At 72.0% G+C, this 23,824-nt stretch carries 25 protein-coding genes and 3 tRNA genes; 10 read left to right on the forward strand and 18 right to left on the reverse strand.

Features of this window, described 5'->3' with window-relative positions:
• Nucleotide 1: 1 nt before the first annotated feature.
• Complete coding sequence (locus AC0VX6_RS09395; RefSeq protein WP_475468156.1) at nt 2–949, reverse strand: carbohydrate ABC transporter permease; 948 nt, start codon at nt 947–949, stop codon at nt 2–4.
• A 120-nt stretch (nt 950–1,069) separates the two neighbouring features.
• Between AC0VX6_RS09395 and AC0VX6_RS09400 the strand changes: the two genes are divergently transcribed.
• Nucleotides 1,070–2,302 carry an RNA-guided endonuclease InsQ/TnpB family protein gene (locus tag AC0VX6_RS09400; RefSeq protein ID WP_475468157.1) on the forward strand — a complete coding sequence of 411 codons (1,233 nt, stop codon included), beginning with the start codon at nt 1,070–1,072 and terminating at the stop codon, nt 2,300–2,302.
• A 39-nt stretch (nt 2,303–2,341) separates the two neighbouring features.
• Here the strand turns inward: AC0VX6_RS09400 and AC0VX6_RS09405 are convergent, their stop codons facing one another.
• Both AC0VX6_RS09405 and AC0VX6_RS09410 read right to left on the reverse strand, forming a co-directional pair.
• Entirely contained in the window at nt 2,342–3,697 is a 1,356-nt protein-coding gene (locus AC0VX6_RS09405; protein ID WP_475468159.1) for an extracellular solute-binding protein, read from the reverse strand.
• A 68-nt stretch (nt 3,698–3,765) separates the two neighbouring features.
• Nucleotides 3,766–5,610 carry a glycoside hydrolase family 2 protein gene (locus tag AC0VX6_RS09410; protein ID WP_475468160.1) on the reverse strand — a complete coding sequence of 615 codons (1,845 nt, stop codon included), beginning with the start codon at nt 5,608–5,610 and terminating at the stop codon, nt 3,766–3,768.
• A 188-nt stretch (nt 5,611–5,798) separates the two neighbouring features.
• Here AC0VX6_RS09410 and AC0VX6_RS09415 point away from each other — a divergent pair, with 188 nt between their 5' ends.
• Nucleotides 5,799–6,851 (forward strand): LacI family DNA-binding transcriptional regulator, encoded by a 1,053-nt coding sequence (locus tag AC0VX6_RS09415; protein ID WP_475468162.1) that lies wholly within the window; start codon nt 5,799–5,801, stop codon nt 6,849–6,851.
• Between the two features lie 397 nt (nt 6,852–7,248).
• On the opposite strand, the gene AC0VX6_RS09420 is transcribed toward AC0VX6_RS09415, so the two are convergent.
• On the reverse strand, nt 7,249–7,371 hold the full coding sequence (locus tag AC0VX6_RS09420) for a hypothetical protein (RefSeq protein ID WP_475468164.1): 123 nt from the start codon (nt 7,369–7,371) through the stop codon (nt 7,249–7,251).
• Between the two features lie 97 nt (nt 7,372–7,468).
• On the opposite strand from AC0VX6_RS09420, the gene AC0VX6_RS09425 reads away from it, so the two are divergent.
• Together AC0VX6_RS09425 and AC0VX6_RS09430 are read left to right on the forward strand one after the other, a co-directional pair.
• Nucleotides 7,469–8,245, forward strand: coding sequence for a Scr1 family TA system antitoxin-like transcriptional regulator (locus AC0VX6_RS09425; protein ID WP_475468166.1), 777 nt, complete (start codon nt 7,469–7,471; stop codon nt 8,243–8,245).
• Nucleotides 8,242–8,415 (forward strand): DUF397 domain-containing protein, encoded by a 174-nt coding sequence (locus AC0VX6_RS09430; protein WP_274977109.1) that lies wholly within the window; start codon nt 8,242–8,244, stop codon nt 8,413–8,415. Before AC0VX6_RS09425 ends, AC0VX6_RS09430 begins: the two co-directional genes overlap by 4 nt.
• A 42-nt stretch (nt 8,416–8,457) precedes the next feature.
• Here the strand turns inward: AC0VX6_RS09430 and AC0VX6_RS09435 are convergent, their stop codons facing one another.
• The 3 genes from AC0VX6_RS09435 to AC0VX6_RS09445 all read right to left on the reverse strand — a co-directional run bounded on the left by AC0VX6_RS09435 (nt 8,458) and on the right by AC0VX6_RS09445 (nt 12,107).
• The gene (locus tag AC0VX6_RS09435) at nt 8,458–9,204 is read right to left on the reverse strand and encodes a spermidine synthase (RefSeq protein ID WP_475468167.1); all 747 of its coding nucleotides are present in this window, start codon (nt 9,202–9,204) and stop codon (nt 8,458–8,460) included.
• A 135-nt stretch (nt 9,205–9,339) separates the two neighbouring features.
• A complete protein-coding gene (locus AC0VX6_RS09440) occupies nt 9,340–11,646 on the reverse strand; it encodes a phosphodiester glycosidase family protein (RefSeq protein WP_475468169.1) in 2,307 nt (768 codons plus the stop codon).
• A 287-nt stretch (nt 11,647–11,933) separates the two neighbouring features.
• Complete coding sequence (locus AC0VX6_RS09445; protein WP_475468171.1) at nt 11,934–12,107, reverse strand: hypothetical protein; 174 nt, start codon at nt 12,105–12,107, stop codon at nt 11,934–11,936.
• An 18-nt stretch (nt 12,108–12,125) separates the two neighbouring features.
• On the opposite strand from AC0VX6_RS09445, the gene AC0VX6_RS09450 reads away from it, so the two are divergent.
• Complete coding sequence (locus AC0VX6_RS09450) at nt 12,126–12,671, forward strand: LysR substrate-binding domain-containing protein (RefSeq protein ID WP_475468173.1); 546 nt, start codon at nt 12,126–12,128, stop codon at nt 12,669–12,671.
• 40 nt (nt 12,672–12,711) lie between these two features.
• On the opposite strand, the gene AC0VX6_RS09455 is transcribed toward AC0VX6_RS09450, so the two are convergent.
• The 5 genes from AC0VX6_RS09455 to AC0VX6_RS09475 all read right to left on the reverse strand — a co-directional run bounded on the left by AC0VX6_RS09455 (nt 12,712) and on the right by AC0VX6_RS09475 (nt 16,563).
• Nucleotides 12,712–13,170 carry a carboxymuconolactone decarboxylase family protein gene (locus AC0VX6_RS09455; RefSeq protein ID WP_475468174.1) on the reverse strand — a complete coding sequence of 153 codons (459 nt, stop codon included), beginning with the start codon at nt 13,168–13,170 and terminating at the stop codon, nt 12,712–12,714.
• Nucleotides 13,167–13,562, reverse strand: coding sequence for a GNAT family N-acetyltransferase (locus AC0VX6_RS09460; RefSeq protein WP_475468176.1), 396 nt, complete (start codon nt 13,560–13,562; stop codon nt 13,167–13,169). Before AC0VX6_RS09460 ends, AC0VX6_RS09455 begins: the two co-directional genes overlap by 4 nt.
• A 150-nt stretch (nt 13,563–13,712) precedes the next feature.
• Nucleotides 13,713–14,816, reverse strand: coding sequence for an LLM class flavin-dependent oxidoreductase (locus AC0VX6_RS09465; RefSeq protein ID WP_475468178.1), 1,104 nt, complete (start codon nt 14,814–14,816; stop codon nt 13,713–13,715).
• A 190-nt stretch (nt 14,817–15,006) separates the two neighbouring features.
• The gene (locus tag AC0VX6_RS09470) at nt 15,007–15,474 is read right to left on the reverse strand and encodes a MarR family winged helix-turn-helix transcriptional regulator (RefSeq protein ID WP_475468180.1); all 468 of its coding nucleotides are present in this window, start codon (nt 15,472–15,474) and stop codon (nt 15,007–15,009) included.
• 147 nt (nt 15,475–15,621) lie between these two features.
• A complete protein-coding gene (locus tag AC0VX6_RS09475) occupies nt 15,622–16,563 on the reverse strand; it encodes a DUF5996 family protein (protein ID WP_274977117.1) in 942 nt (313 codons plus the stop codon).
• A 536-nt stretch (nt 16,564–17,099) separates the two neighbouring features.
• Here AC0VX6_RS09475 and AC0VX6_RS09480 point away from each other — a divergent pair.
• Both AC0VX6_RS09480 and AC0VX6_RS09485 read left to right on the forward strand, forming a co-directional pair.
• Entirely contained in the window at nt 17,100–17,756 is a 657-nt protein-coding gene (locus AC0VX6_RS09480; RefSeq protein ID WP_416028779.1) for a hydrolase, read from the forward strand.
• A gap of 127 nt (nt 17,757–17,883) precedes the next feature.
• Nucleotides 17,884–18,192 (forward strand): GNAT family N-acetyltransferase, encoded by a 309-nt coding sequence (locus AC0VX6_RS09485; protein ID WP_475468182.1) that lies wholly within the window; start codon nt 17,884–17,886, stop codon nt 18,190–18,192.
• Between the two features lie 288 nt (nt 18,193–18,480).
• Here the strand turns inward: AC0VX6_RS09485 and AC0VX6_RS09490 are convergent, their stop codons facing one another.
• Nucleotides 18,481–18,888 (reverse strand): hypothetical protein, encoded by a 408-nt coding sequence (locus AC0VX6_RS09490; protein ID WP_475468184.1) that lies wholly within the window; start codon nt 18,886–18,888, stop codon nt 18,481–18,483.
• Between the two features lie 233 nt (nt 18,889–19,121).
• Complete coding sequence (locus tag AC0VX6_RS09495; RefSeq protein WP_475468186.1) at nt 19,122–19,295, reverse strand: hypothetical protein; 174 nt, start codon at nt 19,293–19,295, stop codon at nt 19,122–19,124.
• Between AC0VX6_RS09495 and AC0VX6_RS09500 the strand changes: the two genes are divergently transcribed.
• Nucleotides 19,275–19,571 carry an immunity 49 family protein gene (locus AC0VX6_RS09500; RefSeq protein ID WP_475468187.1) on the forward strand — a complete coding sequence of 99 codons (297 nt, stop codon included), beginning with the start codon at nt 19,275–19,277 and terminating at the stop codon, nt 19,569–19,571. The two genes, AC0VX6_RS09495 and AC0VX6_RS09500, sit on opposite strands and share 21 nt — an antisense overlap.
• A 179-nt stretch (nt 19,572–19,750) precedes the next feature.
• Complete coding sequence (locus AC0VX6_RS09505; protein ID WP_475468189.1) at nt 19,751–19,978, forward strand: hypothetical protein; 228 nt, start codon at nt 19,751–19,753, stop codon at nt 19,976–19,978.
• A gap of 48 nt (nt 19,979–20,026) precedes the next feature.
• On the opposite strand, the gene AC0VX6_RS09510 is transcribed toward AC0VX6_RS09505, so the two are convergent.
• From AC0VX6_RS09510 to AC0VX6_RS09520, 3 genes are all read right to left on the reverse strand, one after another.
• Nucleotides 20,027–20,103: transfer RNA gene (locus AC0VX6_RS09510), tRNA-Val, on the reverse strand.
• A 16-nt stretch (nt 20,104–20,119) separates the two neighbouring features.
• Nucleotides 20,120–20,190 (reverse strand) — tRNA-Cys (locus AC0VX6_RS09515).
• A 41-nt stretch (nt 20,191–20,231) separates the two neighbouring features.
• Nucleotides 20,232–20,304 (reverse strand) — tRNA-Gly (locus AC0VX6_RS09520).
• 231 nt (nt 20,305–20,535) lie between these two features.
• Between AC0VX6_RS09520 and AC0VX6_RS09525 the strand changes: the two genes are divergently transcribed.
• Nucleotides 20,536–21,717: a molybdopterin molybdotransferase MoeA gene (locus AC0VX6_RS09525; protein ID WP_475468191.1), complete on the forward strand. Its 1,182-nt coding sequence runs from the start codon at nt 20,536–20,538 to the stop codon at nt 21,715–21,717.
• Between the two features lie 260 nt (nt 21,718–21,977).
• On the opposite strand, the gene AC0VX6_RS09530 is transcribed toward AC0VX6_RS09525, so the two are convergent.
• On the reverse strand, nt 21,978–23,762 hold the full coding sequence (locus AC0VX6_RS09530; protein WP_475468192.1) for an MFS transporter: 1,785 nt from the start codon (nt 23,760–23,762) through the stop codon (nt 21,978–21,980).
• Between the last annotated feature and the right edge of the window lie 62 nt (nt 23,763–23,824).

Below are 23,824 nucleotides of genomic sequence, written 5' to 3' on the forward strand. Positions count from 1 at the left end.
GTCAGACCCTTCTCCGCGCGCTGATCCACAACTGGAGGGCGGCCACGCCCAGGACGAGCGCCAGGAACAGGTAGGAGACGGCGGCGCCGTACCCGAACCGGTAGCCGGTGAAGCCCACGTCGTAGATGTAGAGCAGCAGCGAGCGGGTCGCCTCGCCCGGGCCGCCCCCGGTGAGCAGGTAGATCTGGTCGAAGACCTTCAGCGAGGCCAGCACCTGCAACAGCAGGACGACCACCGTGGTACCCCGCAACTGGGGGAGGGTGACGTGGCGCAGCCGTGCCCACACCCCCGCGCCGTCCAGCGCGGCGGCCTCGTACAGGTGGCCGGGGATCGACTGGAGGGCTGCCAGGTACAGCAGGAAGTTGAACCCGACCGTCCACCACACCGTGGTCAGCGCCACCGACCACATGGCCACGCCCTCGTCGGTCAGCCAGCCCAGGCCCTCCATCCCCAGCAGTCCCAGCGTGTGGTTGAGCAGGCCGAAGTCCTCCACGTACAGGAACTTCCACACCAGCGCCACCGTGGCCACCGGCAGCAGGAACGGCAGGAAGAACGACAGCCGCCACAGCCACTGCCCGGGCAGCCCGGTGTGCACCAGCACCGCCATGGCCAGCGCGACCACCACCAGGGGGACGGTGGTGATGAGGGTGAACAGGACGGTGTTGCCCAGGGTCCGCCACACCATCGGGTCGCCCAGCGCCTCGGCGTAGTTGCCCAGTCCGACGAACGCGCCGCCCGCCCCGTTGAGGGCGATGTCGGTGAAGCTCATCCACAGGCCGCTCACCAGCGGCCAGGCCAGGAACAGCGCGTACACCAGGAGGAAGGGCAGCAGGAACACCAGGGGCGAGTCCGCCAGGCGCAGCCACAGCCGCCGCGCGCCGCCGGGGCCGCCCGGCGTCGGGGTCCCGCCCGCGCGGGCGCGGGCCGGGGCCCGGGTGGTCAGGCTCATTTGTTTGTTGGGCGTGGACACCCCGTCCTTCAGGGCGGGGAGGAAACGCCCTCTCCTTTCTCGTGGCTTTCTGTTGGATTTGGCTCACGCGATCGCAGAGTGGTCGCTACGGTGTGTGCCATGACCAGGAAGAACGTGAAGCGGGCGTTTCGGTACCGCTTCTACCCGACCGATGTGCAGGCGGCTGAGCTGTCGCGCACGTTCGGGTGCGTGCGCCTGGTCTGCAACCGCGCCCTGGCCGAACGCACCGCCGCCTGGAACACCGAACAGCGGCGGCTCTCCTACACCGACACCTCCGCGGCACTCACTTCCTGGAAGAAGGCCGAGGAGCTGTCCTTCCTCACCGAGGTCTCCTCCGTCCCGCTCCAGCAGACGCTGCGCCACCTGCACACGGCGTTTCGGAACTTCTTCGACCGGCGCACGAAGTACCCGCGGTTCAAGTCGCGCAAGAAGTCGCGGGCATCGGCGGAGTACACCCGGTCGGGGTTTCGCTATCGCGACGGCTGCCTGACCCTGGCCAAGATGGCCGAACCCCTGGACATCGTGTGGTCGCGGCCTCTGCCCGCAGACGCACGGCCGTCCACGGTGACGGTCTCGCGTGACGCGGCCGGGCGCTGGTTCGTGTCCCTGCTGTGCGAGGACACCATCACGTCGGTCCCGGCTGTCCACGACGCGGTGGGCGTGGACATGGGTGTGACGTCGCTGGTGGCGTTGTCCACGGGGGAGAAGGTGGCCAATCCCCGCCACGAGCAACGCGACCGCGCCAGGCTGGCCCGCGCCCAGCGGGCGCTGTCCCGCAAGGCCAAGGGCAGCGCGAACCGGGGCAGGACCCGCCGCAAGGTGGCACGGGTGCACGCCCGCATCACCGACCGGCGCCGGGATTTTCTGCACAAGCTCACTACTCGACTCGTCCGCGAGAACCAAGTGGTCGTGATCGAGGACCTGGCCGTGCGCAACCTGGTCAGGAACCGCGGATTCGCTCGGGCGATCTCGGACGCGGCCTGGCGCGAGCTGCGCACCATGCTGGAGTACAAGTGCGCCTGGTACGGGCGGGACCTGGTCGTGGTGGACCGGTTCTTTCCGTCCTCCCGGCTGTGTTCGACGCCCGGGTGCGTCTACGTGCACGCGTCGCTGCCGCTGCACGTGCGGGAGTGGAGGTGCCCCCAGTGCGGCACCACCCATGACCGCGATGTGAACGCGGCGAACAATCTCAGGGCCGCCGGGCTGGCGGCATCTGCCTGCGGAGCTGGTGTGAGACCTCAACGGGAGTCCTCCCGGACGGGGCGACCGGCGGTGAAACAGGAAGGCCACGGGGTGACCCGTGACGAGGCGTTGGCCTCGAACCACCGGTAGGTGGTTCCGGAATCTCCCGCCTTTAGACGGGAGAGAAAGTCAATCCAGGCCTCCCGGGTTGGTGCGGGCGGCCCAGGAGTCCAGGGTCCGGCCCAGGTGCTCCACCGCCGCCTCGGGCCCGTCACCGGTCAGGGCCGTGCGCAGCGCCTCGCTCACGTCGGAGTGGAACTGCGATCCGGCCCCGGCGAACCACACCTCGGGGTCGAGCACGGGGGTCTCACCGGCTGCGGCGTAGTCCGACTGCGGATCCAGCGCCAGGTACTCCGGCGACTGGGCGATGGGCGAGTAGGCCGGGATGTGGCCCGCCTCGCCCCAGATCAGGCTGTTGCGCACCATGAGCGCCACGAACTCGTGGGCGGCGCGCACCCGTTCGGGGTCGGGGTCGCCCCGGCGGGGCAGCACGAAGGCGTGGGAGTCGGCGTACCCGCCGGGCCGGTCGAAGACCGTGGGGAAGGGGGCCGCCCCCAGGTTCTCCACGTGCTCGGACAGGTAGGGCAGCTCCCACTCCCCGCACACGAGCATCGCCGAGCGCCCCGAGGCGAAGGCCGCCAGCGCGGTGGGGTAGTCCAGGTCCGGTTCCGACGTCCGCCCGTCGAGCAGCTCGGCGAGGAAGGAGTACACGCGCAGCGCCGCGTCGCGGTCGAACACGGCCGGTCCGCCCTCGGGCAGCTCCATGGACGCGCCGGTCTGGTCGTACAGCATCCAGAACAGCCGCCACCCCTGGGAGTCGTCGTTGACGTGCCCGTAGGAGACGCCGTTGCCGCCCCCGGCCTCGGCCAGCGCCCGGGAGGTCGCGAGGAACCCCTCGGGGGAGTCCATCCCGGTCAACTTCCCGTCCCCGTCGAGCACACCGGCCCGGTCGGCCACCCCGGTGTCGTAGAAGACGATCACCGGGTGGGTGTCCAGCGGGATGGCGTAGGTGGCGCCGTCGTGGATGCCGCGTTCCCACAGGTCGGGCACGAAGTCCTCGGCGGTGACCCCGAACTCGGCCAGCAGGTCCAGGTCGAAGGGTTCGAGCAGCCCGCCGGGGGCGTACCCGGGCAGGCGGGACAGGTGCAGCACGGCCGTCTCGGGGGCCCGCCCGCCCACGGAGGCCACCGCGAGCTTGGTGTAGTACGGCGGCCCCCAGGCCAGCGTGCTGGGGGTGACGCTCAGGTGCGGGGCCTGCTCGCGCACCGCGTCCAGCATGGTCTGCACCCGGGCGCCGTCGCCGCCCTGGAACAGGCTCCAGAACCGCACCTGCGAGCCCGGTCCCGCACCGGAGCCGGGGGCGCATCCGGCGGCGCCCAGGGCCGAGCCCAGGGCGAGGGCTCCCGTGCCCAGGAGCACGCCGCGCCGCGAGAACGGCGGAGGCGGCCCGGCGGGCGGGCTGGATCTGCGTGGTGGGTGTGGCATCGGCGGACTCCAGGGAAGGGGCGGGGGGTGGTGGGGGCGGTGGTCCCCGGGGCGTCCCGGGGACGCACTCACTCGGGCCGACGGTCGGCCTTCTCGTACGCGGCCGTCCTGCGCTGGGCGGCGGCGATGCGGGCGGTGTCGAGCTTGTCGCCGCGGTCGAACCGGTAGACGCCGTTGCGTTCCTGGAACACGTCGGTGAGCTGCGTGTAGCAGTAACCGAACATGTCCGGGTCCTCCAGCAGCACGCCCGTCAGGCCCTCGAAGCGGGTGTGGAACTCCTCCTCGGTCCTCGGGTCGTCGCCGTACCCCCACGACTGCTCGCCGCCGTCGGTGCCGGGGTCCCAGCGGATCCCGCCGAACTCGCTGCAGAAGTAGGGCTGGCCGCGGTAGGGCACCGACCAGTCGCGGCCGTCCGCGCCTCGGTTGACGTAGGGGTCGTCCTGGGCCAGGCCGCTCATCTGCTTGCGGAATGCCTCGGGGTCCTGCTCGTAGCTGTGGGAGTCGTAGACGTCGGTCTCGGGGACCCGGTGGGCGTACCCGGAGGCGTCCACCACCGGGCGGGAGGGGTCGATCGCCTTGGTGGCCAGGAACATCGCCCGGGTCACGTCGTCCAGGGCGGTGAAGCGGTCGTGCAGCCGCTGGAAGGTCTCGTTGAGCGGGCACCACCCGACGACGCTGGGGTGGGAGTAGTCGCGTTCGACGGCCTCGGTCCACTGGGCCACGTAGGAGGCGTCCGGCCGCTGGTTGTCGTCGGCCGGGCCGCCGTGGGCCGCGCACCCCCAGTCGCCGAACTCGCCCCAGACCAGGTAGCCGAGCCGGTCGGCGTGGTAGAGGAAGCGCTCCTCGAAGACCTTCTGGTGCAGGCGGGCCCCGTTGAACCCGGCCCGCAGGCCCAGTTCGATGTCGCGCACCAGGGCGGCGTCGTCGGGCGCGGTCATCAGCCCGTCGGGGTAGTAGCCCTGGTCCAGGACCAGGCGCTGGAACACGCGTTGGCCGTTGATGAGGATCGCCTTGCCCTGGACGGAGACCGACCGCAGTCCCGCGTAGGACCCGGCCCGGTCCACCACGCGCCCCGCGGCGTCGAGCAGTTCCAGGCGCAGCGTGTACAGGTGCGGGTCCTGCGGCGACCAGGCGCGGCACCGCTCCACCGGCACCGTCAGGGTCAGCCGGGGCGCGGCGTCCAGGTCGGCGCGGGCCTCGGCGGCGGCGACCTCGCCGTCCCCGTCCTCAAGGACGGCGCGCACCCGCAGGCCCTCGCCGCTGCCGGACAGCGGCAGGAGCAGGTGGAAGGCACCGTTGGCCAGGTCCGGGGTGATGCGGGGGCGGCGCAGGTGCGTGTCGGGGACCGGTTCCATCCACACGGTCTGCCAGATCCCCGTGGTGCGCGTGTAGTGGCACCCGGTGTTGGCGTACCAGGTGGCCTGCTTGCCGCGGGCCTGGAAGCCGTGTCGGCTGTCGCGGGCGCGCACGACCACCACGGCCTCCTCGCCGGGGGCGGCGACCCCGGACAGGTCGGCGGTGAAGGGGGTGAACCCGCCGCGGTGGCGGACGACCTCCGTGCCGTTGACCCACACGGTGGTGTCGTAATCGACGGCCTGGAAGTGCAGCAGGACGCGCCGCCCCGCCCAGGCGTCGGGGACGCGGACGGTGCGCCGGTACCAGACCGCCTCCGTGAAGTCGGTGTCGCCCACGCCGGACAGCTCCGACTCCGGGCAGAAGGGGACGGTGATGGCGCCGGAGAGTTCCGCGTCGCGCAGGCCCCGTTCGAGTCCGCTGTCGCCGCGGTCGATCTCGAAGTCCCAGGTGCCGTTCAGGCACAGCCAGTCGGGGCGGGTGAACTGCGGGCGCGGGTACTCGGGGCGGGGCGGAGCGGTGGGCCCGTCCCCGCGCTGCGAGCGGTGGTGCGTCGGCACGGAGGTGTTCTCCTTCTCACGGCGTCGTCCTGTGACTGGCGTCACGCCACATGTCAGCACATTTTTACATCGATGTAAATACCTCGATCCGAAGGTCAGGAGGCTCCGGACACCGTGCTCGGAGCGGCCGGTCCGACCGCCGGGCGGCGGCCGGGCGCGGGCTAGGATGGCGCTGATCGGGGGTGGACGTGGGCACGAGGCCGCGTATCAAGGACGTCGCGCGTCAGGCCGGGGTCTCGGAGAAAACGGTTTCCAACGTTATTAACGACCACCCGCACGTCAGGCCCGCCACGCGCGCCGCCGTGGAGGCGGCCATCGGCGCCCTGGGCTACCGGGTCAACCTGGCCGGACGCCACCTGCGCCGCGGCCGGACCGGTGTGATCGCGCTGGTCGTGCCCGAACTCGACCTGGGCTACTTCGCCGAACTCGCCGACCTGGTCATCCGCGAGGCCGAACGCCTCTCGCGCACCGTCCTCGTCCACCAGAGCGAGGCCCGCCGCGAGCGCGAGGAGTCCGCGCTGGAGGGGTTCGGCGCCGACTTCGTGGACGGGGTCATCCTCAGCCCGCTCGCCATGGACGACGCCGCCCTGCGCACACACCCCTCCCGGCTGCCGGTGGTGCTCCTGGGCGAGCTGCCCCGCACGGTCCGGCACGGCCACGTCGCCATCGACAACGTGGCCGCCGCCCGGGAGGCGACCGAGCACCTGCTCGACGGCGGGCGCACCCGGATCGCGGTGGTGGGCGGTCGGCCGCCCGGCCCCTCCGGCACGGCCGAGCTGCGCACCCGCGGTTACCGCGAGGCCCTGGAGGCGCGGGGGAGGAGCTACGACCCCGCGCTGGTGCGACCGGCCGGGCACTTCCACTGGAGGGACGGGGCGGAACTGGCCGCCGAACTCGTCGCCGGACCCAGGCCGCCCGACGCGCTGCTGTGCATGAACGACCTGCTGGCGCTGGGGGCGATGCGCGCGCTGCACGACGCCGGGGCGCGGGTCCCCCGGGACGTGGCGGTGGTCGGGTTCGACGACATCGCCCCCGGGCGCTACTCCGTGCCGAGCCTGACCACCGTCGCCCCGGACAAGCCGGGTCTTGCCAGGGAGGCGGTGCGGCTGCTGCTGGAGGAGGTGGAGGCCCGTCGCGGCGCCCCGGACGCGGAGCCCGGGGCCGGGGCCGCCCGGGCCTCGGCCAAGGTCGTCGTCGGCCACACCCTTCTCGTGCGGGAGAGTAGTGCCAGCGCACTCTGAGACCCGTCCTCCTCGGAGAGGCCGGGGCCGCCAGAAGACGCGCAAGCCGCTTTACGGAAATGCATGTAAATGGTCTGATTTTCTCTTCGTGCTTGCGTAGGTTAATGATAATGGACCCCACGGCATGACGGAGGTGGGGCCCGTTTCCGTGTCACTCCTCCTGTTCGCGCGCACGCCTCCGCTCGCTTCGGCGGGGGAGAGGTGGTGCTATCTTTTTGGCGGTTTTGTTCCATTCGGGCAGTTCGGGTGGGGTCGAGGTTCCCGCGCGGGTGCGGATGAGGCCGTCCACGACCAGTCCGGCGAAGACGCGGGGGTGGGTCCTGTATTCGCCCTTGCCGTCCAACCACCGGTAGAGGCCGTGTTCGGTGACGGTGACCTGCGCGTACCCGAGATAGGGTCAGCAGGTCAGAGTGGGAACCGTGTCCAGACTGAACCAGTGGGGCTTGTCGCCGATCTGCGAGGGCAGCCCGCGCGCGGTGAGTTCTTCCTGGAGGTGCTGTAGCTGTTCGATCGCATCCATGCACCAACGGTGCGGCTGAACAGTGGTTTTACACAGCTACCAATATCTTCCTGTATGGATATGGCCCCGAATGCAGATGCCTGGATAGCTTTGAGGTGTGACTGAGAACGAATTCACATCTCTGTTTTCCAAGCTCCGTGAACTGTCCGGTTTGAGGCAGGAGGAGCTTGCCGAACGTGTGGGGTCCTCCGCCGCCTCGGTGTCCCGGTGGGAGACCGGCGTCATCACCCCCAAACGGGCGAAGGTCGAACAGCTCGACAAGGCGCTCAAGGCCGAAGGCCGCTTGGTGCGCACGTGGGAACCGGTGGCCACCGGGTCGCAGATTCCGCCCTGGATGCGTTCCAAGGGCGCCCTGGAGGAGAAGGCGGTGGAGATCGACACGGTGACGGTCTCCAACCTCGTGCCCGGCCTCCTCCAGTCCCTGCCCTACGCGCGCATGGTGTTCCGCGCCGGGCATCCCAGCGCGTCCAACGACGATGTGGAGCGCTTCGCCCAGCTTCGCGTCTCGCGCTACGAGGTGCTCAAACGAAGGAATGACCCGTTCGTCACCGCTGTCTTCCCCATCTCCGCGCTGACCTGCCTGCCCGACAGCGTACGCACCGACCAGGTCAAGACGATCCTGCGGCACATGGAACGGGAGCGCATGGCGGTCCACCTGATTCCCGACGGCAATCCGATGCTGCTGATCGCCGCCTCTGTCCAGGTCTACCGGTTGACGGACGGCACCGCTGTGGCGGCCTCCGACTACGCCCGGGGCAACCTCCTGATGGACGAGCCGGAGGACACCGCGGCGGTAGTGTCTGTCGTGAGGAACCTGATCGGTCTGTGCTCTCCCTCGGGGGAGACGTCCCCCCTGCTAGGAAGGCTGCTGTGATGTGGCATAAGTCCAGCTACAGCAATGACGCCGCTCACTGCGTCGAGGTCAGCGAAGGGCCGTCCACCCTGGTACGCGACACCCAGAACCGGGAAGCGGCCACCCTGGCCTTCCCCGCCGCCGAGTGGGCCGCTCTGCTCCGTTGTGAAGGTCCCGACTCCGCGCGCTGACACCCCGCTCAACCGGTTCCCCGTTCGGGGGAGCGGGGGCGCTCACGACAGCGCGACGTAGACGGTGTTGGACGCGTCGTGGTCCTGCTGGGGGTTGGGGAAGTCCACGACCTCCGCGCGCGCCGTGGTGAAGACCTCCGCCAGCAGTTCGGTGAACTCCTCGTCCGGCGCGTCGTTGGACCACAGCGCGAAGACGCCGCCCGGCGCGAGCAGGCGCTCGCGCAGGCGGCGCAGCCCCTCGGCCGTGTACAGACCGGCGTGACCCGGGTGGAGCAGGTGGCGCGGAGAGTGGTCGATGTCCACGATCACCGCGTGGAACGGCTCCGCGCCCAGGTCGGGGGCGGGCCCCGTCCCGGCGCCGACCGAGGCGAAGAAGTCCCCGTGCTCCAGGCGGCAGCGGGAGTCGGAGACCAGCGCCGCACCCGAGGGGATCAGTCCCTCGCGGTGCCAGTCGATGACCTCGCCCAGCGCCTCCACCACGACCAGGGAGCCCACGCGCGGATCCTCCAGCACCGTGTGCGCGGTGTAGCCCAGGCCCAGACCGCCCACGGCGACGCGCAGGCTGTTCGCCGAGTCTGCCCCACCCGTCTCATCCGCCCCGTCCAGTTCGGCCAGGGCCAACCGGGCCAGTTCGACCTCGGCCGCGGTGAACAGGCTCGACATCAGGAAGTCGTCGTCGAGTTTGATCTCGTAGACCTCCTTGCGGAAGAGGGGGTCGTGGCGGCGCCGGAGGCTGAGCTCCCCCATCGGGGTCGCCCGCCAGTCCAGTTCCTGAAAACGGGCGCTCATCTGTTCTCCTGCTCGTCGTGGTCCCCGGGTCCCCTTCGTACCACGTACCAGCGGGGTGCCGGGCGGCGTTCGGGACCGGTCGGAGCAAGCCGGGGCCCGGCGGGGTCCGTGCCGCCGCCGGGCCCGCCCGGCGGGTCAGGGCCCCGTCGTGACCTGGGCGGTGAGGCCGTCCAGCACCACCTCACCCGCGTAGGCCCGGCTCGGGTCCTCCTCCAGCAGGTACACCCGCGAGACCGTGACCGGGTGCCCGACGTCCTCGGGCACCTCCAGGCGCACGTCGCGCCAGCCCTCCCAGCCCACGGCGGGGCCCTCCAGGGAGTGGCCGACGCCGTGCGCGTCGGTGAGGCTGAGCATGAGGCGGGCGCCGTTGCCGTCGCCGCGCACGCCCACCGTGAACGCGAAGGCCTGGCGGTCCAGGGCGAGCGGCTCGGGCGGGTGGGCGGCGGCGGTCCGGGTGCGGATGTCGCGGGTGAAGTCGTAGGCCAACGCCAGGCCGGGGCCGTCCCGCCCGGCCACGGGGCGCACCTCGGCCGCGCCGCGCGCGGTCCGCGCCGTCCACTCCCGGGCGTTCTCGAAGTCCGCCAGGGGAGTCGTCCGCGTACCGATGGAGAACGGTATCCGCGTGCTCACCCCGCCCGCGGTCACCGTGAGGACGCCCGAACCCTCTCCGGGCCCCGACCCCTCCCCGCTTCCCGTGCCCTCCCCGGCGCGCGGCCGCACCTCGAAGCCTCCGTAGCCCCGGTCCACGACCTCGACCAGGTCGGGGACGGCCTCGACCCGTGCGTCGACCGGTTCGACGGGCGCCCGCCGCCCGTCCCCGGTGACGCCGGTGAGCACGAAGGAGGCGGTGTCCTCGGTGGAGGCCATGCCCAGGTGCCGGGGCGCGGCGACGAGTGTGTCCGGGGCGGGCAGCACCTCCAGGTCGACGGTGTCGCGGACCCGGCCCGCCCGCCCCGTGACGGTCACCGGACCGGGGTCTCCCGCCACGAACCGGGGACCGTCGCCGTGCCCGCTGGGAGCGGACAGCTCCAGTTCACCGGTGCGGTCGTCGGGGGAGTGGGGCGCGCCGGGCCCGGAAGGCCCGAAGGCCTCGTCGTGCCCGGTGGCGGCCAGGGTGCGGTGCATGCCGGTGAACACGAGGCGGGGGTCCGCCTGGGGCGGCACCGGTGAACCGTGCTCGGGCCGGGGCTCCAACGCGGGCCGCAGCCACAGGCCCGAGGTCCGGGCCGAGCCCTCGGGCGCCGTGAAGATCAGGCCGTCGGGGACCTCCCGGAGCTGGTCCCCGGCGCGGTTGCGCAGCGCCGGGGAGACGCCCCCGGGTTCGCGCACGAGCAGGGTCGAGGACCCGCCGCCGTCCAACTCCAGCGCCTGCTCGGCCCCGGACGCGGCGAGGAGTTCGGCGACCTCCGCGAGCGTGGCCCCGGAGTGGCCGCGGTTGCGCCCGTCCGCGGTCACCACGTGCAGGGCCCCGCCGTCCTCGGAGAACCCGATCGCGGTGCGCGGCGCGCGGGAGTCGTCCTCGACGGGGACGGGCTCGCCGTCGCGCACCAGCACGTGCCGTCCGCCCACGACGACGCGGGGTTCGACGCCCCCGGCGGTGAGGGTGTGCTCCACCTCGACCGGGTCGCCCTCGGACAGGGCGGCGATGTGCTCCGCCGCGGAGCCGCGCGCTACCAGGACCTGCTCGTCCTCCTCGATCGGGCCGCTTCCCGGGGTGTCGCTGACCCGCTCGACCCCGCCTTCGGAGATCACGGCCTCGGCGACGGCCGCGTCCCCGGGGTCGGCCCCGGGTTCGTACACCACGTGTGCGCGGGGGTGGTCGCCCCAGTCCGACGTGTACAGGCCCAGACCGTCCGCGGGGACGGCGGAGGTGTTGAGGGCGTCGAGGTCGAGGTCCCCCGAGGGCAGGGACGCGGTCCCGTCGAAGGCCACCTGGCGCACGCTGCCCCTGCCCTCGGCGTCGATGACCGCGGCGTTGGCGAACCCGGGGTCGGGCGAGGTGAGCAGGCGCCCGTCGCTCATCCCGGCGCCCAGCGGGGCCTGGGTCGCGCCGATGTCGAAGTAGCCGCCGTTGACCGCGGCGACCACGGTGGAGCCCTCCGGGAGCTCGGCGGCGGCGACCATGTCCGCCACCGTCGCGGGGGAGGTGAGGCCGCCCCCGTCGACGTACTCGACCCCGACACCCTCGGTGAGGTCGACGGTGAGGAGGCTGGCGAACTGCTCCCCGCCGTCCCCCGTGGCGGGGAGGGGACCGGAGGCGAGGCCTACCCCGGTGGCGATCCGCTCCTCCACGGCCCCGGCGATCCCGCCCACCGGCGCGGCGACGTCGGCCGTCACCCGGGACGACGGCGCGGCCAGGACCATGGGTACGACCAGCACGGCGACCACGGGGAGGGCCGCGGAGCGGACGGGGCCCGAGGGCCTCGGACGGGACAGGTTCACGGGGGCACCCCTTCGCGGGAGGGTTCGTCTGGGCGGTGGGTGGCGCGCCCGGTGCCCGGTCGTGCACATCCTCCACGACGGGTGCTCTTTCCAACGGCGGTACACACCGGAGGGTGAGGACGTGAACACGGGGAGAAGAGCCCGAGGACTCCTCTCCCCGTGCCCGGGGGCGGCCCGCGCGGCCCGGAAACGACCCGGTCCGGGACGTGGGTTCTGACCTGGGGGGACGGCGGGCGGTACAGGTCCGGACCCGCGTGCGGAAGTTCCGGCGGACTTCCATCAACGGTTCAGTGCCTGCGTTTTCGGAGCAGCAGGCCGTTTGCTACGGCGACACCGGTGACCACGACCGCTGCCCCCGCCGACTGCAGGACCGTGGGGTGCTCACCCAGGACCAGCGCGGACAGGCCGAGCGCGAGTACCGGCTGGATCAGCAGCAGTCCACCGGTCGTCGTCAGCGGCAACGAGACGCTGCCGTGGGGGTGTCCGTCGAGGACGGGGAGACCGGCGATCACCTCGACCGCCTCGCCGCCGGGGCCGTCGACCTCGTGCTCGCCGAGTCCTGGAGCGCCTCCCCGCTGCGGCTGCCGACGGGTGTCATCGCGGAGCAGCTCACACGAGAAGCCCTGTTCATCGCGGTCCCGGGGGACCACTCCCTGTGTTCCCGTGGCTCTCTCGGCATTCGTGACCTGGCCGGGGAGCGCTGGGCGACCTGTGTCCAGGGTTCGGACGCCCACACCGCGCTCGAACAGGTCGCGCGCCGACACGGTGTCGAGCTCGACGTGTCGTTCCACGTCGCCGACCATCTGACCCAGCTCGCGTTGGTGCGGGAGGGCCTGGCCGTCGCCTGTGTCCCGATCCCGGCTGAGGACGGTGATCCGAGAATCGCCTGTCTGCCGCTCGACACCGAACTGCATCGCGACATTCTGCTTCTGGAGCGGGCACAGACCGCCTCGTTGGCGCTCCAGGCCCTCAGAACGTGCTTGGTGGACGGATCGCGGACCGCTTCCGCCGGCGTGGCGCCCTGACCGGGCCGCGGATCGCCACGACGGCGGAAACCGCCTCCGTCTACCGCTTGCGCACCGGGTGGCCGCTGGCGATCGAGACGCGGTTGAACGCGTTGATGAGAGTGGTCGTCCACTCCACCGCGGAGATCTGGGCGGTGGTCAGATGGGCCGCCGCGCGGGCGTTGACGGCCTGCCGGTCGACGGTCGGGTCGATCACCGTCAACGACTCCGCCAGTTCGAGCGCGGCCCTCTGCTCATCGGTGAACAGCGCGACCTCACGCCAGGCCGACAGCACGTCCAGGGTGCTCTGCGCGACCCCCGCCTCGCGCGCCTTCGGGAAGTGGATGCTCAGGCAGGTCGGGCACCCGTTGATCTGGGACACCCGGATGTTGATCATCTCGACGGTGTCGTCGCCCAGGCCCGCCTCCCGCGCCGCGGCCCTGGAGGCCGCCGCCGCCTTGAGCATCGCCGCGTAGACCTCGGGGTGCTCCTTGTCGATGTAGGGGCGCTCCGCTCTCATGCGCCGCTCCCCTCGACGGTCTCCTTGACCAGGGCGAGGTCGGCCGGCCTCGGGCGGCGGAACCGCCCGCCCCCGGCCGTGTACTCGTCGCCGTGCTCTCGCAGGTGCTTGGCGAAGAGCGGGCACACGGGGACGACGGTGAGGTTCCCGCGGGCGCTGTCGGCCAGCGCCTCACCGACCAGCAGTCCGGCCAGACCCCGGCCGCCGAACTCCGGTGCGACCTCGGTGTGGAAGAAGACGCGCTCGCCGGGTGTCTGGGGCGGGTCGACGAAGTCCGCGCGCCCGGCGGGGGTGCCGTCGTCCAGGCTCACGGTGTAGGCGCTGACGGCGCGTGACCGGTCCAGCGCGATGTGGACGACGGCGCCGGTTCTGTCTGTTCGCGGCTCTCTCATGGAAGGCCTCTCTGGTGGGGACGGTGTTCGGCTCGGTCGGTGGCGGGCAGGGGGCGCCCGGCCCGGGTGGGGTGGACGCGGGGCGGGCGCGGCGGCGGGTTCTCGTCGTGACCGGAACGGGAACCCGCCGTGGGGATCGGTCGTCTCGCCTCAGCCCGTCGCCGCCGCGGAGGTGTCCGCGGCGTCTCGGGCGGCGAGCAGTGAGGCGTGGGTGGGCGCGTCGGGCACGTGCGCGGGCCGGTTCCTGGCGAACTCCTTGCGCAGCACCGGAACGACCTCCTCGCCGAGCAGGTCGATCTGCTCCAGAACCGTCTTCAGGGGTGTCCCGACGCCGTCGACGTTGAACAGCTGGCGCTGGTAGTGGCCGAAGGAGTCGCGGAAGGCGAGGGTCTTGTCGATGACCTGCTGGGGGCTGCCGACGTTCAGCGGGGTCTGGTCCATGTACTCCTCCAGCGACGGCCCGCCGCCCATCAGGGGGTGGTGGTCGAAGTAGGGGCGGAACTCCTTCACCGCGTCCTGGGAGTTCTTGCGCATGAACACCTGTCCGCCCAGGCCGACGACGGCCTGCTCTGCTTTGCCGTGGCCGTAGTGCTCGAAGCGGCGGCGGTAGAGCGAGATGAGCTTCTTGGTGTGCGTGGCGGGCCAGAAGATGTTGTTGTGGAAGAAGCCGTCCCCGTAGAAGGCGGCCTGCTCGGCGATCTCGGGGCTGCGGATGGAGCCGTGCCAGACGAAGGGGGGCACGCCGTCCAGGGGGCGGGGGGTGGAGGTGAAGCCCTGCAGCGGGGTGCGGAACTTGCCCTCCCAGTCCACCACGTCCTCGCGCCAGAGCCGGTGCAGCAGGTTGTAGTTCTCCAGTGCCAGCGGGATGCCCTGGCGGATGTCCTGGCCGAACCAGGGGTAGACGGGGCCGGTGTTGCCGCGGCCCATCATCAGATCCACCCGGCCGTCGGCCAGGTGCTGGAGCATGGCGAAGTCCTCGGCGATCTTGACCGGGTCGTTGGTGGTGATCAGCGTGGTGGAGGTGGACAGGATGAGCCTGTCGGTCCGGGCCGCGATGTAGCCGAGCATCGTGGTCGGTGAGGAGGCCACGAAGGGCGGGTTGTGGTGCTCGCCGGTGGCGAAGACGTCCAGGCCCACCTCCTCGGCCTTGAGCGCGATGGTCACCATCGCCTTGACGCGCTCGGCCTCGGTCGGCGTACGGCCGGTGGTGGGGTCGGTGGTCAAGTCGCCGACGGTGAAGATCCCGAACTGCATCGCACCCGTCTCCCTGTGGTCGCTGTGCCGACTGCCGTGGCGGACGCGGTGCCGGGCGTGGTCGCCCCCGTCGCGGCGTCATCGTCTTTTGGTTGATGTGTCAACCAGGGTAGCCCAAGTGGAAGTTGATCCATCAACGGAATCGGCGTGGTGCTCCCGGGGGTGTGCGCTGCCCGCTCAGTCCGCCCGCTCAGTCCGGCTGCTTCTCCACGTGGTCCACGACGCGCTGGGAGAGCCGGGCGAACGTCCTGAGCTGGTTGGGGGTCAGGGCGTCGACGAACAGGCGGCGGACGTGCTCGACGTGCAGGGGCGCGGCCTCCTCGATCGCCGCGTATCCGGCCGGGGTGGCGACGATGAACGCCCCGCGGGCGTCGTCGGGGCATTCCTCCCTGGCCACGAGCCCGCGCTTGGCCATCCGCCGGACCTGGTGGGACATCCGGCTCTTCTCCCAGTTCACGAGCCTGGCCAGTTCCAGGAAACGCATCTTCCCGTCGCTGGTCGCGGTGAGGTTGACGAGCACGAGGTAGTCGGAGGCGGACATCCCGGAGTCGGCTTGGAGGAGACGTGACAGTCGACCGACGAGCGTCTCCTGCATGCGGATGAAGCTGTCCCAAGCGGCCTTCTCATCCGCCTCCAGCCAGCGCGGCGTCTCGTTCATGGGCGCAGTGTAACGAAGAAGTTGACACCTCATCCACCTGGGACGAAGCGGCCCGGGCGCGGCCCCGCGTCGGGCCGGGCCCTCCGAAAGCGCGGAGGGGCCCGTCGACGGGGGCCGCCACCCCGGCCCGGTCCGTCCCGTCGTCCCTCAGGACGCGGGGGTGCCCTGCCAGCGCAGGGGGTCGTCCTCCAGCGCGGAGCGGTCCCAGTCGCCCAGGTTCGCGGCGGCCTCGTAGGTGGTGCGCAGGAACTCGGCCACCGCGCGGTCGGGGTCGGGCGCGGTGCGGGCGGCCTCGTAGGGCAGCAGGAACTGCTGGAACTCGGTGCTGTAGTACGCGCCCTCGGGGCCCACCGGCTGGTCGGCGAACCCCTCGGGTGCGGGGTAGGCGTAGGAGTAGAAGGCGCCCTCCTCTCCGCCGCCGGGCCAGAACCCGCAACTGGACAGTTCCCGGGAGTAGCCCTCGACCATGACCCAGTCCCCGCAGTTGGGCGCTCCGCCCGGGTGGGGCGGGGCCGTCCGTCCGGAGAAGCGGGTGCAGGCCAGGTCCATCGCACCCCAGAAGAAGTGCACCGGACTGACCTTGCCGACGAAGTGCGACCGGAACTCGCCGATCACCCGGTTCGCCTGGAGGAGCTGACGCCAGAACAGGGCGGCCGCCTCCCCGTCGTAGGAGGCGTGCTCGTGGTCCTCGGCGAAGGGGATCGCGGGCTCGACCTCGTTGGGGCTCGGCCGGATCGGCGCCTCGATCCCGAGCTGGCCGAGCGTGTCCATGATCCGGGTGTAGAACTCGGCGACCGGCATCGGCCGCAGCGGGAAGCTCCGCTCGCCGCCGTCGCTGCTGTGGATCCGGAGCTGGTGGCCGACGAAGTCGAACTCGATCTCGAAGGCCCCCGTGCGGTAGGGGACGGCCGAGGTCGTCAACCCGCGCGGGCTGACGTAGAGGGTCACCTGCCACCAGTGGTTGATCAGCGGTGCGTGGGCCATGCGGATCTTGCCCACGATCTGGGTCCACATGTGCAGGGTGTCGCGGGTGGGGGTCCAGTCCGAGACCCGCAGGCTCGGCCAGTTCGTCGCTGACGGGCTGGTCATCGCTCACTCACTTCCTTCCGTGCGCCAAGGGGCGGAGGCGGCCGAGTGCCGCGGACGGGTGTCCTGACCCCCGGCCCCTCCCGGAGCGAGGCGGGCCGCGGTCCTGTCGGCCCCGCCGCGCCCCACGGCGGCCGACGGCCTCCGGACGGGCGGTGCTCCGCCTCGCCTGTGGGCGCGAGACCCCCGCTGGTCGTTGATACATCATCCGGACAGTAGGTGACAAGTCAACTTGCTGGTGGGCGATCCGCGCCCGCGGGAGACGGCGGATCCGGGGCCCGATTTGGTTGACACATCACCCAATGGTGCTAATTTTGGTGATGCGTCACCTAACTCGGCGGAAGCGCTCCGTCACCGCCGCGCAGGACCGCTCCCGCGCGGAGAGGTCGCGCCGGTCCGCGCAGCCGCGTCGGCCGACGCGGCGTGGCGTCGGCCGGTTCGGGCGGCACGGGCACGGGCGCGTGCGCCCGTGCCGTCCGCGCGGCGACCGGCGTCCCGGCCGAGCCCCCAGAGCACGAAACCCCTGAGAGGAACCCCCTGTGAGCACCAAGGCCAAGAACGGACTCCAGGCACTGCTGACGCCGGAGGAGAGCGTCCTCGTCCTGATCGACCACCAGCCGTTCCAGTTCGCCAACCTCAACAGCCACGAGCCGTCCATGGTCGTCAACAACACCGTGGGCCTGGCGAAGGCCGCCAAGGCGTTCGGCGTTCCGACCATCCTGACGACCGTGCTGGAGGAGCGCGGCGGCTACCTCATCCAGGAGCTGCAGGACGTGTTCCCGGAGCAGAAGCCGATCGACCGCACGTTCATCAACACCTGGCAGGACGAGCGCGTCGTCGACGCCGTCAAGGAGACCGGCCGGAAGAAGGTGGTCATGGCCGGTCTGTGGACGGAGATCTGCCTGGCCATGCCGGCGATCCAGGCGGCGGGAGAGGGCTTCGAGGTCTTCGCCGTCACCGACGCGTCGGGCGGCGCCTCGGCCGAGTCCCACGACATGGCCGTGCGGCGCATGGTCCAGGCCGGAGTGGCCCCGATCACCTGGCTGGCCGTGGCGGGCGAGTGGCAGCGCGACTGGGCCCGCGAGGAGACCATGGAGGGCATGGTCGACGTCCTGACCCGGCACGGCGGCGCCACCGGCATCGCCTTCGCCTGGGAGACGCAGATGCTGGCCAGCCGCGCCGCGAACGGCGCCTGAGGACACGACCGCGCGACGGGGCCGGTCCGCGGCGGGCACGGCCCGTCCCCGACCGGTCCCGTCGCCGACGAGGACACCGCCGCTTGACGGCGTGAACAAGCTGACACACCAACACGAGGGAGGACCCGTGGCGGTCCAGGTGGGCGACGTGCCCCAGGCCAAGCGCTATGAGGCCCGCGTCGACGGAGCATCCGAGGTCGCGGGCACCGCGGAGTACATCCGCACGCCGGAACTCGTCGCGTTCGTGCACACCGAGGTCGGGCCGGAGTACGAGGGGAGGGGAGTCGGGTCCGCGCTGGTGCGCACCGCCCTCGACGAGGCGCGGTCCGCGAACCTGCGCGTGCTGGCGACCTGCCCCTTCTTCGCGGGCTGGATCGCCCGTCATCCCGAGTACCAGGACCTGCTGTACCGGTCCCGGAGCAGGGTCAGCGACTGAACGGTCGCGCGTGAGGTCTGCTTCCACGCCGGTGAGATGGACAGCGCTGCTGAGGCCCAGGCCCGGGGCGAGGCCTACAGCGTGCTGGTCGCCACTGCCATGGCCGCGATCGGGGTCGAGGAGGAAGGTCCCGGTGACCTGCCTCCCGACCTGTACGAGATCTTCGAGGGGGAGGACTTCACCGGGTCCTGCGACGCGGCCCCGCGGATCCTCGACTGGTGCCGTGACAACGATCTGCCGACCACGGGGAACCGACCCCTGGGAGCCACGGCGAGCGGTGGAACGAGGTCAGAGGCCGTGAAGGTGGAAGCTCCGGCTCCGGTGGAGCAGGTGCAGCGTGTTGGCTACCAGCAGCAGTGGCAGGGCCGCGAACACCAGTCCCAGCCAGAAACCGGCGATCACCGCCCAGACGGCCAGGGCGAGAACGAGCACCAGTAGGAGGAGTTGCAGCCCTACGGCGGACACGTACACCGCACGGCTCGGCCGCCGAAGCAGGTATCCACAGATCAGGCAGGCGGCACCGTAGACGGCCGCGAGGGCCACCAGCGCGGTACCGGACGAACCGGTCTGGCCGCAGGAGGCCAGTCCGGCGATCAGGAACAGGCCGCCGGTCACGTACATGGAACGCCGCGAGGACCGCGCCTGCGTCGGCGGAGGAGCCGGAGGGGTGGGGCGGGGGGAATCCGAAGGGGGCATGCTCCCATGTTGCCACCCCGGCGCTCTCCGTGGTGGCGTACTTCCCCGGCGTAGGGAGACCGTGGGCGCCGGTCCGCTTCCACCTGCTCCCCCCGGGACGCCGGTCCGAGCCCGGGGACGATGGAACGCGGTCGACCGGGACTGCACCGCCCAGCCGCTCGCGGGCCTGACTTCACCATCGCCGAAGACACGCTCGTTCGGCCGGCCGTTCCCGACATCGATCCCGGAGTCTGTCAGCCGAGGACCCGGTCGACGGCATCGGCGATGAACTCCTCTGTCGCCGCCTCGCCCTCGTATGTCACGCGGACCAGGACGGCGCCGACGAGCAGGGCGAGGGAGGGGTCGACATCCCGGGCAGGGAGGTGCGCGTGGCTGTGGACAGGGCGGTGGCGGTCCTGGAACCACACCAGGCGTTCCCCGGCTCTCCGCCGCCTCCCGTGATCCTGTTGTCCCAGCTGATCGCGGGGGACCGCGAGGGTTCTGCCCTGGCCTTGGTCGACGCGTTGGAGGAGCACCAGGATGCCTTCAGCGTCGGTGTGAACCAGGGGAAGAGCGATGGGTTCGTCAACACGTGTGTTCTCGCTCTGGCCTGTCTGGCCCGTGCTCGTGGCTGGGATGTTCCAGTGGAGAGCGGCTATCTGCCTCGCGGGGTTCTGGACCACGCGGCCACGCTCTTCGGCTGATCCTCGGCGGTGGGGTGGGGGCCGCTCACTGGGGCATGCGTCTCTTCCTGACTTCTTGGTCGGCAGGAATGCGGCCAGCGCAACCAGCAGCCCGGCGACCCTGCGCAGAAGCGTTCCTCACTAGGGACGAAGTTCCGGAGGCGGACCGCGCGGCCAGGTTGGGGCACCGGGTGCCGGGGATGGCCCGGGTCTACGAGCACGTGACCCCGCAGATGAGGCGGCGTGTACTCAGCGTGCTGGAGAACCGGGGGCGGGGGAGCGTGACGGCTCTCACGAACCGGGAACGCGAGTGGCTCTTCGCCGTGGCGCCGGTGCTCGAAGAGCACTACCGTGGAAACAGCGAAAGCGGGCTCCGAGAGGAACCCGCTTCGAAGACGATCTCCCAGATATCTCCCAGTCTGGGCTGACCGGTCTTCGGTCACAGGTCAGATAGACCCGCTGACCTGCGGTGATGCTGGTGGGCGATACAGGATTCGAACCTGTGACCTCTACCGTGTCAAGGTAGCGCTCTAACCAACTGAGCTAACCGCCCGCGTGTAGCGATGGGGAGGTGGAGACGGGATTCGAACCCGTGTAGACGGCTTTGCAGGCCGCTGCCTCGCCTCTCGGCCACTCCACCGAGTTGCACGTAAGGCGCCGGGGCACCTCGCGTCTCCTCCGAGCGGACGACGGGATTCGAACCCGCGACCCTCACCTTGGCAAGGTGATGCTCTACCAGCTGAGCCACGTCCGCTTGCTGCCTGGCGTCCGGCCCGTGGGCCCCGCCGTGCTGCTGGTAAGAACTCTAGCGGAAAGTCGGCAGACGGCAAATCGGCGCTGGGAGGGGCCGGTTCGGCGCTCCCAGCGCGGGGAGGCGGCCGTGCGGCCGCAGGACGCGCCGGGGCCGTCGGGGCGGACGTTAACGTCCGCGTCATGCGCCCGGGTGGACAATGGAGGACACCGGCGTGACGAGGGGGAGACGGATATGGGAGCGGGCGGCGGCACCGGGGGACACGGCGGGCACCGGTCGTGGCCGCGGGCTCGGGAGGCCGCCCGGCTCCTGGGCGCTGTCAGGCCCCCGGCTCCGCAGGAGCTTCCCCTGGAGGACGCCCTGGGCGCCGTCCTCGCCGCGGACCTGCACGCGCTGACGGGCCTGCCCGCCTTCGACGCCTCGGCCATGGACGGCTTCGCGGTGTCGGGCCCGGCGCCCTGGCGGCTGGTCGGCAGGCAACTGGCCGGAGCTGCGGAGGCGCCCGTGGGCCTGCGCCCGGGCGAGGCCGTCGAGATCGCCACCGGCGCCCGTGTGCCCAAGGACACGGAGTGCGTCGTGCCCTACGAGCTGGCCGCCGTCCGGGACGGGACGGTGGACGGGCACGCGGAGGCGGGCCGCCACGTGCGCTGGGCGGGGGAGGAGACCGCCCCCGGCGAGACCGTGCTCGAACGGGGAGCGGTGGTCAGCCCCGCCGTGCTGGGCCTGGCCGCCAGTCTGGGCCACGACACCCTGCCGGTGCTGCGCCCCCGGGTCTCGGTCCTGGTCACCGGTGAGGAGATCACCACATCGGGGCTGCCCGGCGACGGCAGTGTGCGCGACGCCATCGGTCCGGCGCTGCCCGGGGTCGTCGAGCGCGCGGGAGGCCGGATCGGGCCCCTGCAGCACCTGGGCGACGAGCGGCAACCGCTGCTCGACGCGCTGGCGGGTGCGGACGGCGACGTGGTCGCGGTGTGCGGTTCCTCGTCCCGGGGCCCGGCCGACCACCTGCGTTCGGTCCTGGAGGAGCTGGGCGCCCAGGTGGCGGTGGACGGGGTCGCCTGCCGTCCGGGCCACCCGCAGCTGCTCGCGCACACCGACCGGACCGTGTTCGTGGGCCTCCCCGGCAACCCCGGGGCCGCCCTGGTCGCCGCGGCCACCCTGCTGGTCCCCCTGCTGGCCGCCATGACCGGCCGTCCGGACCCCGGAACGGGGCTGGCCCGCGCCTCCCTGGAGGGCGCCGTCACCGCCCACCCCCGGGACACCCGGCTGGTCGCGGTGCGTCTGGACGGCGGCCGGGCGCGGCCGGTGGGCCACGACCGTCCGGGCAGTCTGCGCGGCGCCGCGCTGGCCGACGCCTACGCGGTGGTGCCGCCGGACTGGGACGGCGGCGAGGTGGAACTGCTCCGCGTGCCCTGAGACCGCCCCCGCATCCGCCCGGAGGCCGGTCCCGCGGCTCAGAGACCACTCCCGGGTCCGCTCAGACGCCGGTCCCGCCCCCGTTCAGAGACCGGACCAGGGGGCCTCGCGCCTCCACGGCGTCGGGGCGACCGAACCGCTTTCTCACGCGAGGATCCCACAGAACCCCGCGGCGCGGTCCCAGGGGTGCGACCCCGCGAGGGGCGGACACGCGTCGGGCCCCGGAAGGCGACGCCTTCCGGGGCCCGGACCCTCACGTGCTAGCCGTCGGAGCGGGTCCGCTCCGACGCGGCCCGGGTGTCACCGGCCGCCGGGTCGGCGGCCACCGGAGCGGGCTCATGCCCGGCACCCGTGGTCCCCCCGGCCTCCTCGGCGCCCGCGGTCTCAGCGGCAACCGTGGTCCCCGCCGTCCCGGCGGTGCCCACGGCCTCGACCGCCTCCTCCACGTCCCCCTCGGCGGGGCCCTCCACCGGCTCCACCGCGGGGTTGCCCCGACCGCGCAGCAGCACCCACGCCTGCGCGGCGGCCGACAGGACGATCACCACGGCGATGACGCTGGTCAGGTGCATGCCCTCGGTGAACGCCGTCCGCGCGGCGAGCATCAGCGAGTCGCCCGCGGAGCCGCCCACGTCGGCGGCGGCGTTCGCGGCCCCGCCCAGGGTCTCCCGGGCGGCGTCCACGGCCCCCGAGGGCACGCCCTCCACGGCGGTCAGGTTCGCCCGGTAGGACGCGGTCAGCACACTGCCCAGCAGCGCGACGCCCAGCGCCGCGCCCAGCTCGTAGGCGGTCTCGGAGATCGCCGAGGCCGCGCCCGCGCGCTGGGGAGGGGCCGACGACATGATCGCGCCGTTGGTCAGCGTCTCGGCGAACCCGGAGCCGGTGGCGATCAGCGCGAAGCCCGTCGTCACGAGCACCACACCGGTCACCACGTTGCCCTGCGGCGCGAAGACCAGGACCGCGAACCCGGTCGCGGTCACCAGCAGGGACCCGCCGATCACCGTGGCCAGGCTCAGGTGGCGCGACAGCCGCACCGCCACCAGTCCGGCCAGCACCGACAGCACCAGGCCGGGCACCAGCACGAAACCGGCACGCATCGGCGAGATGCCCAGCACCAGCTGGAGGTACTGCGTCAGGAAGAACAGCGACGACACCAGCGAGAACACGATCATCAGGTTGGTGGCCACCGCCACGCTGAACACGCGGTACCGGAACAGGCCCACGTCGATCAGCGGGTCGTCCAGGGCCTTCTGGCGCCGGACGAACAGGTAGCCCAGGCCCAGGCCGACCACCAGGGACGCGACCGGGACGACGGCCAGGCCCTCGGTGGCCAGGTTCTTGACGCCGTAGACGACGGGCAGGATCGCGGCCATGGACAGGACCACGCTCAGCGGGTCCAGGCGCCCGGAGTCGGGGTTGCGCGACTCGCGCACCAGCAGCGGGACCAGCACCAGGATCAGTGCCATCACCGGCAGGTTGATCAGGAACACCGAGCCCCAGAAGAAGTGCTCCAGGAGCCAGCCGCCCAGGATCGGGCCGAGCGCCGCGCCGCCGGAGAACCCCGACGCCCACAGGGCGATGGCCAGCAGGCGCTGGCGCGGGTCCAGGAAGATGTTGCGCAGCAGCGACAGGGTCGAGGGCATCAGTGAGGCGCCCGCCAGGCCGAGCAGGGCGCGGGCCGCGATGAGCACCTCGGCGGTGGGCGAGAACGCGGCGAGCAGCGAGGCCGCGCCGAAGGCGGCCGAACCGATCATGAGCAGGCGCCGCCGACCGATGCGGTCGCCGAGCGAGCCCATGGTGATCAGCAGTCCGGCCAGGACGAAGCCGTAGACGTCGACGATCCACAGCAGCTGGCCGGCGTCGGGCCGCAGCTGCTCGCTGAGCGCGGGGACGGCGAACCCGAGCACGGTGGAGTCGACCGAGATCAGGATCACCGGGAGGACCAGGACGGCGAGCGCGGTCCATTCGCGCGGGCCCGCGAGGGCGGGCGCCGCGCCGTCGCGGCCGCGCGCGCCGGCGGTGCCGTTTCCGGTCTGGGCGGAACTCATCTTTCCTCGTTACGTGTCGCTTGTGTGCGCGCCGCACGGCTGTGAGGGCGCGTTCGGACCGG

Source organism: Nocardiopsis sp. iso_25 (assembly GCF_056173305.1).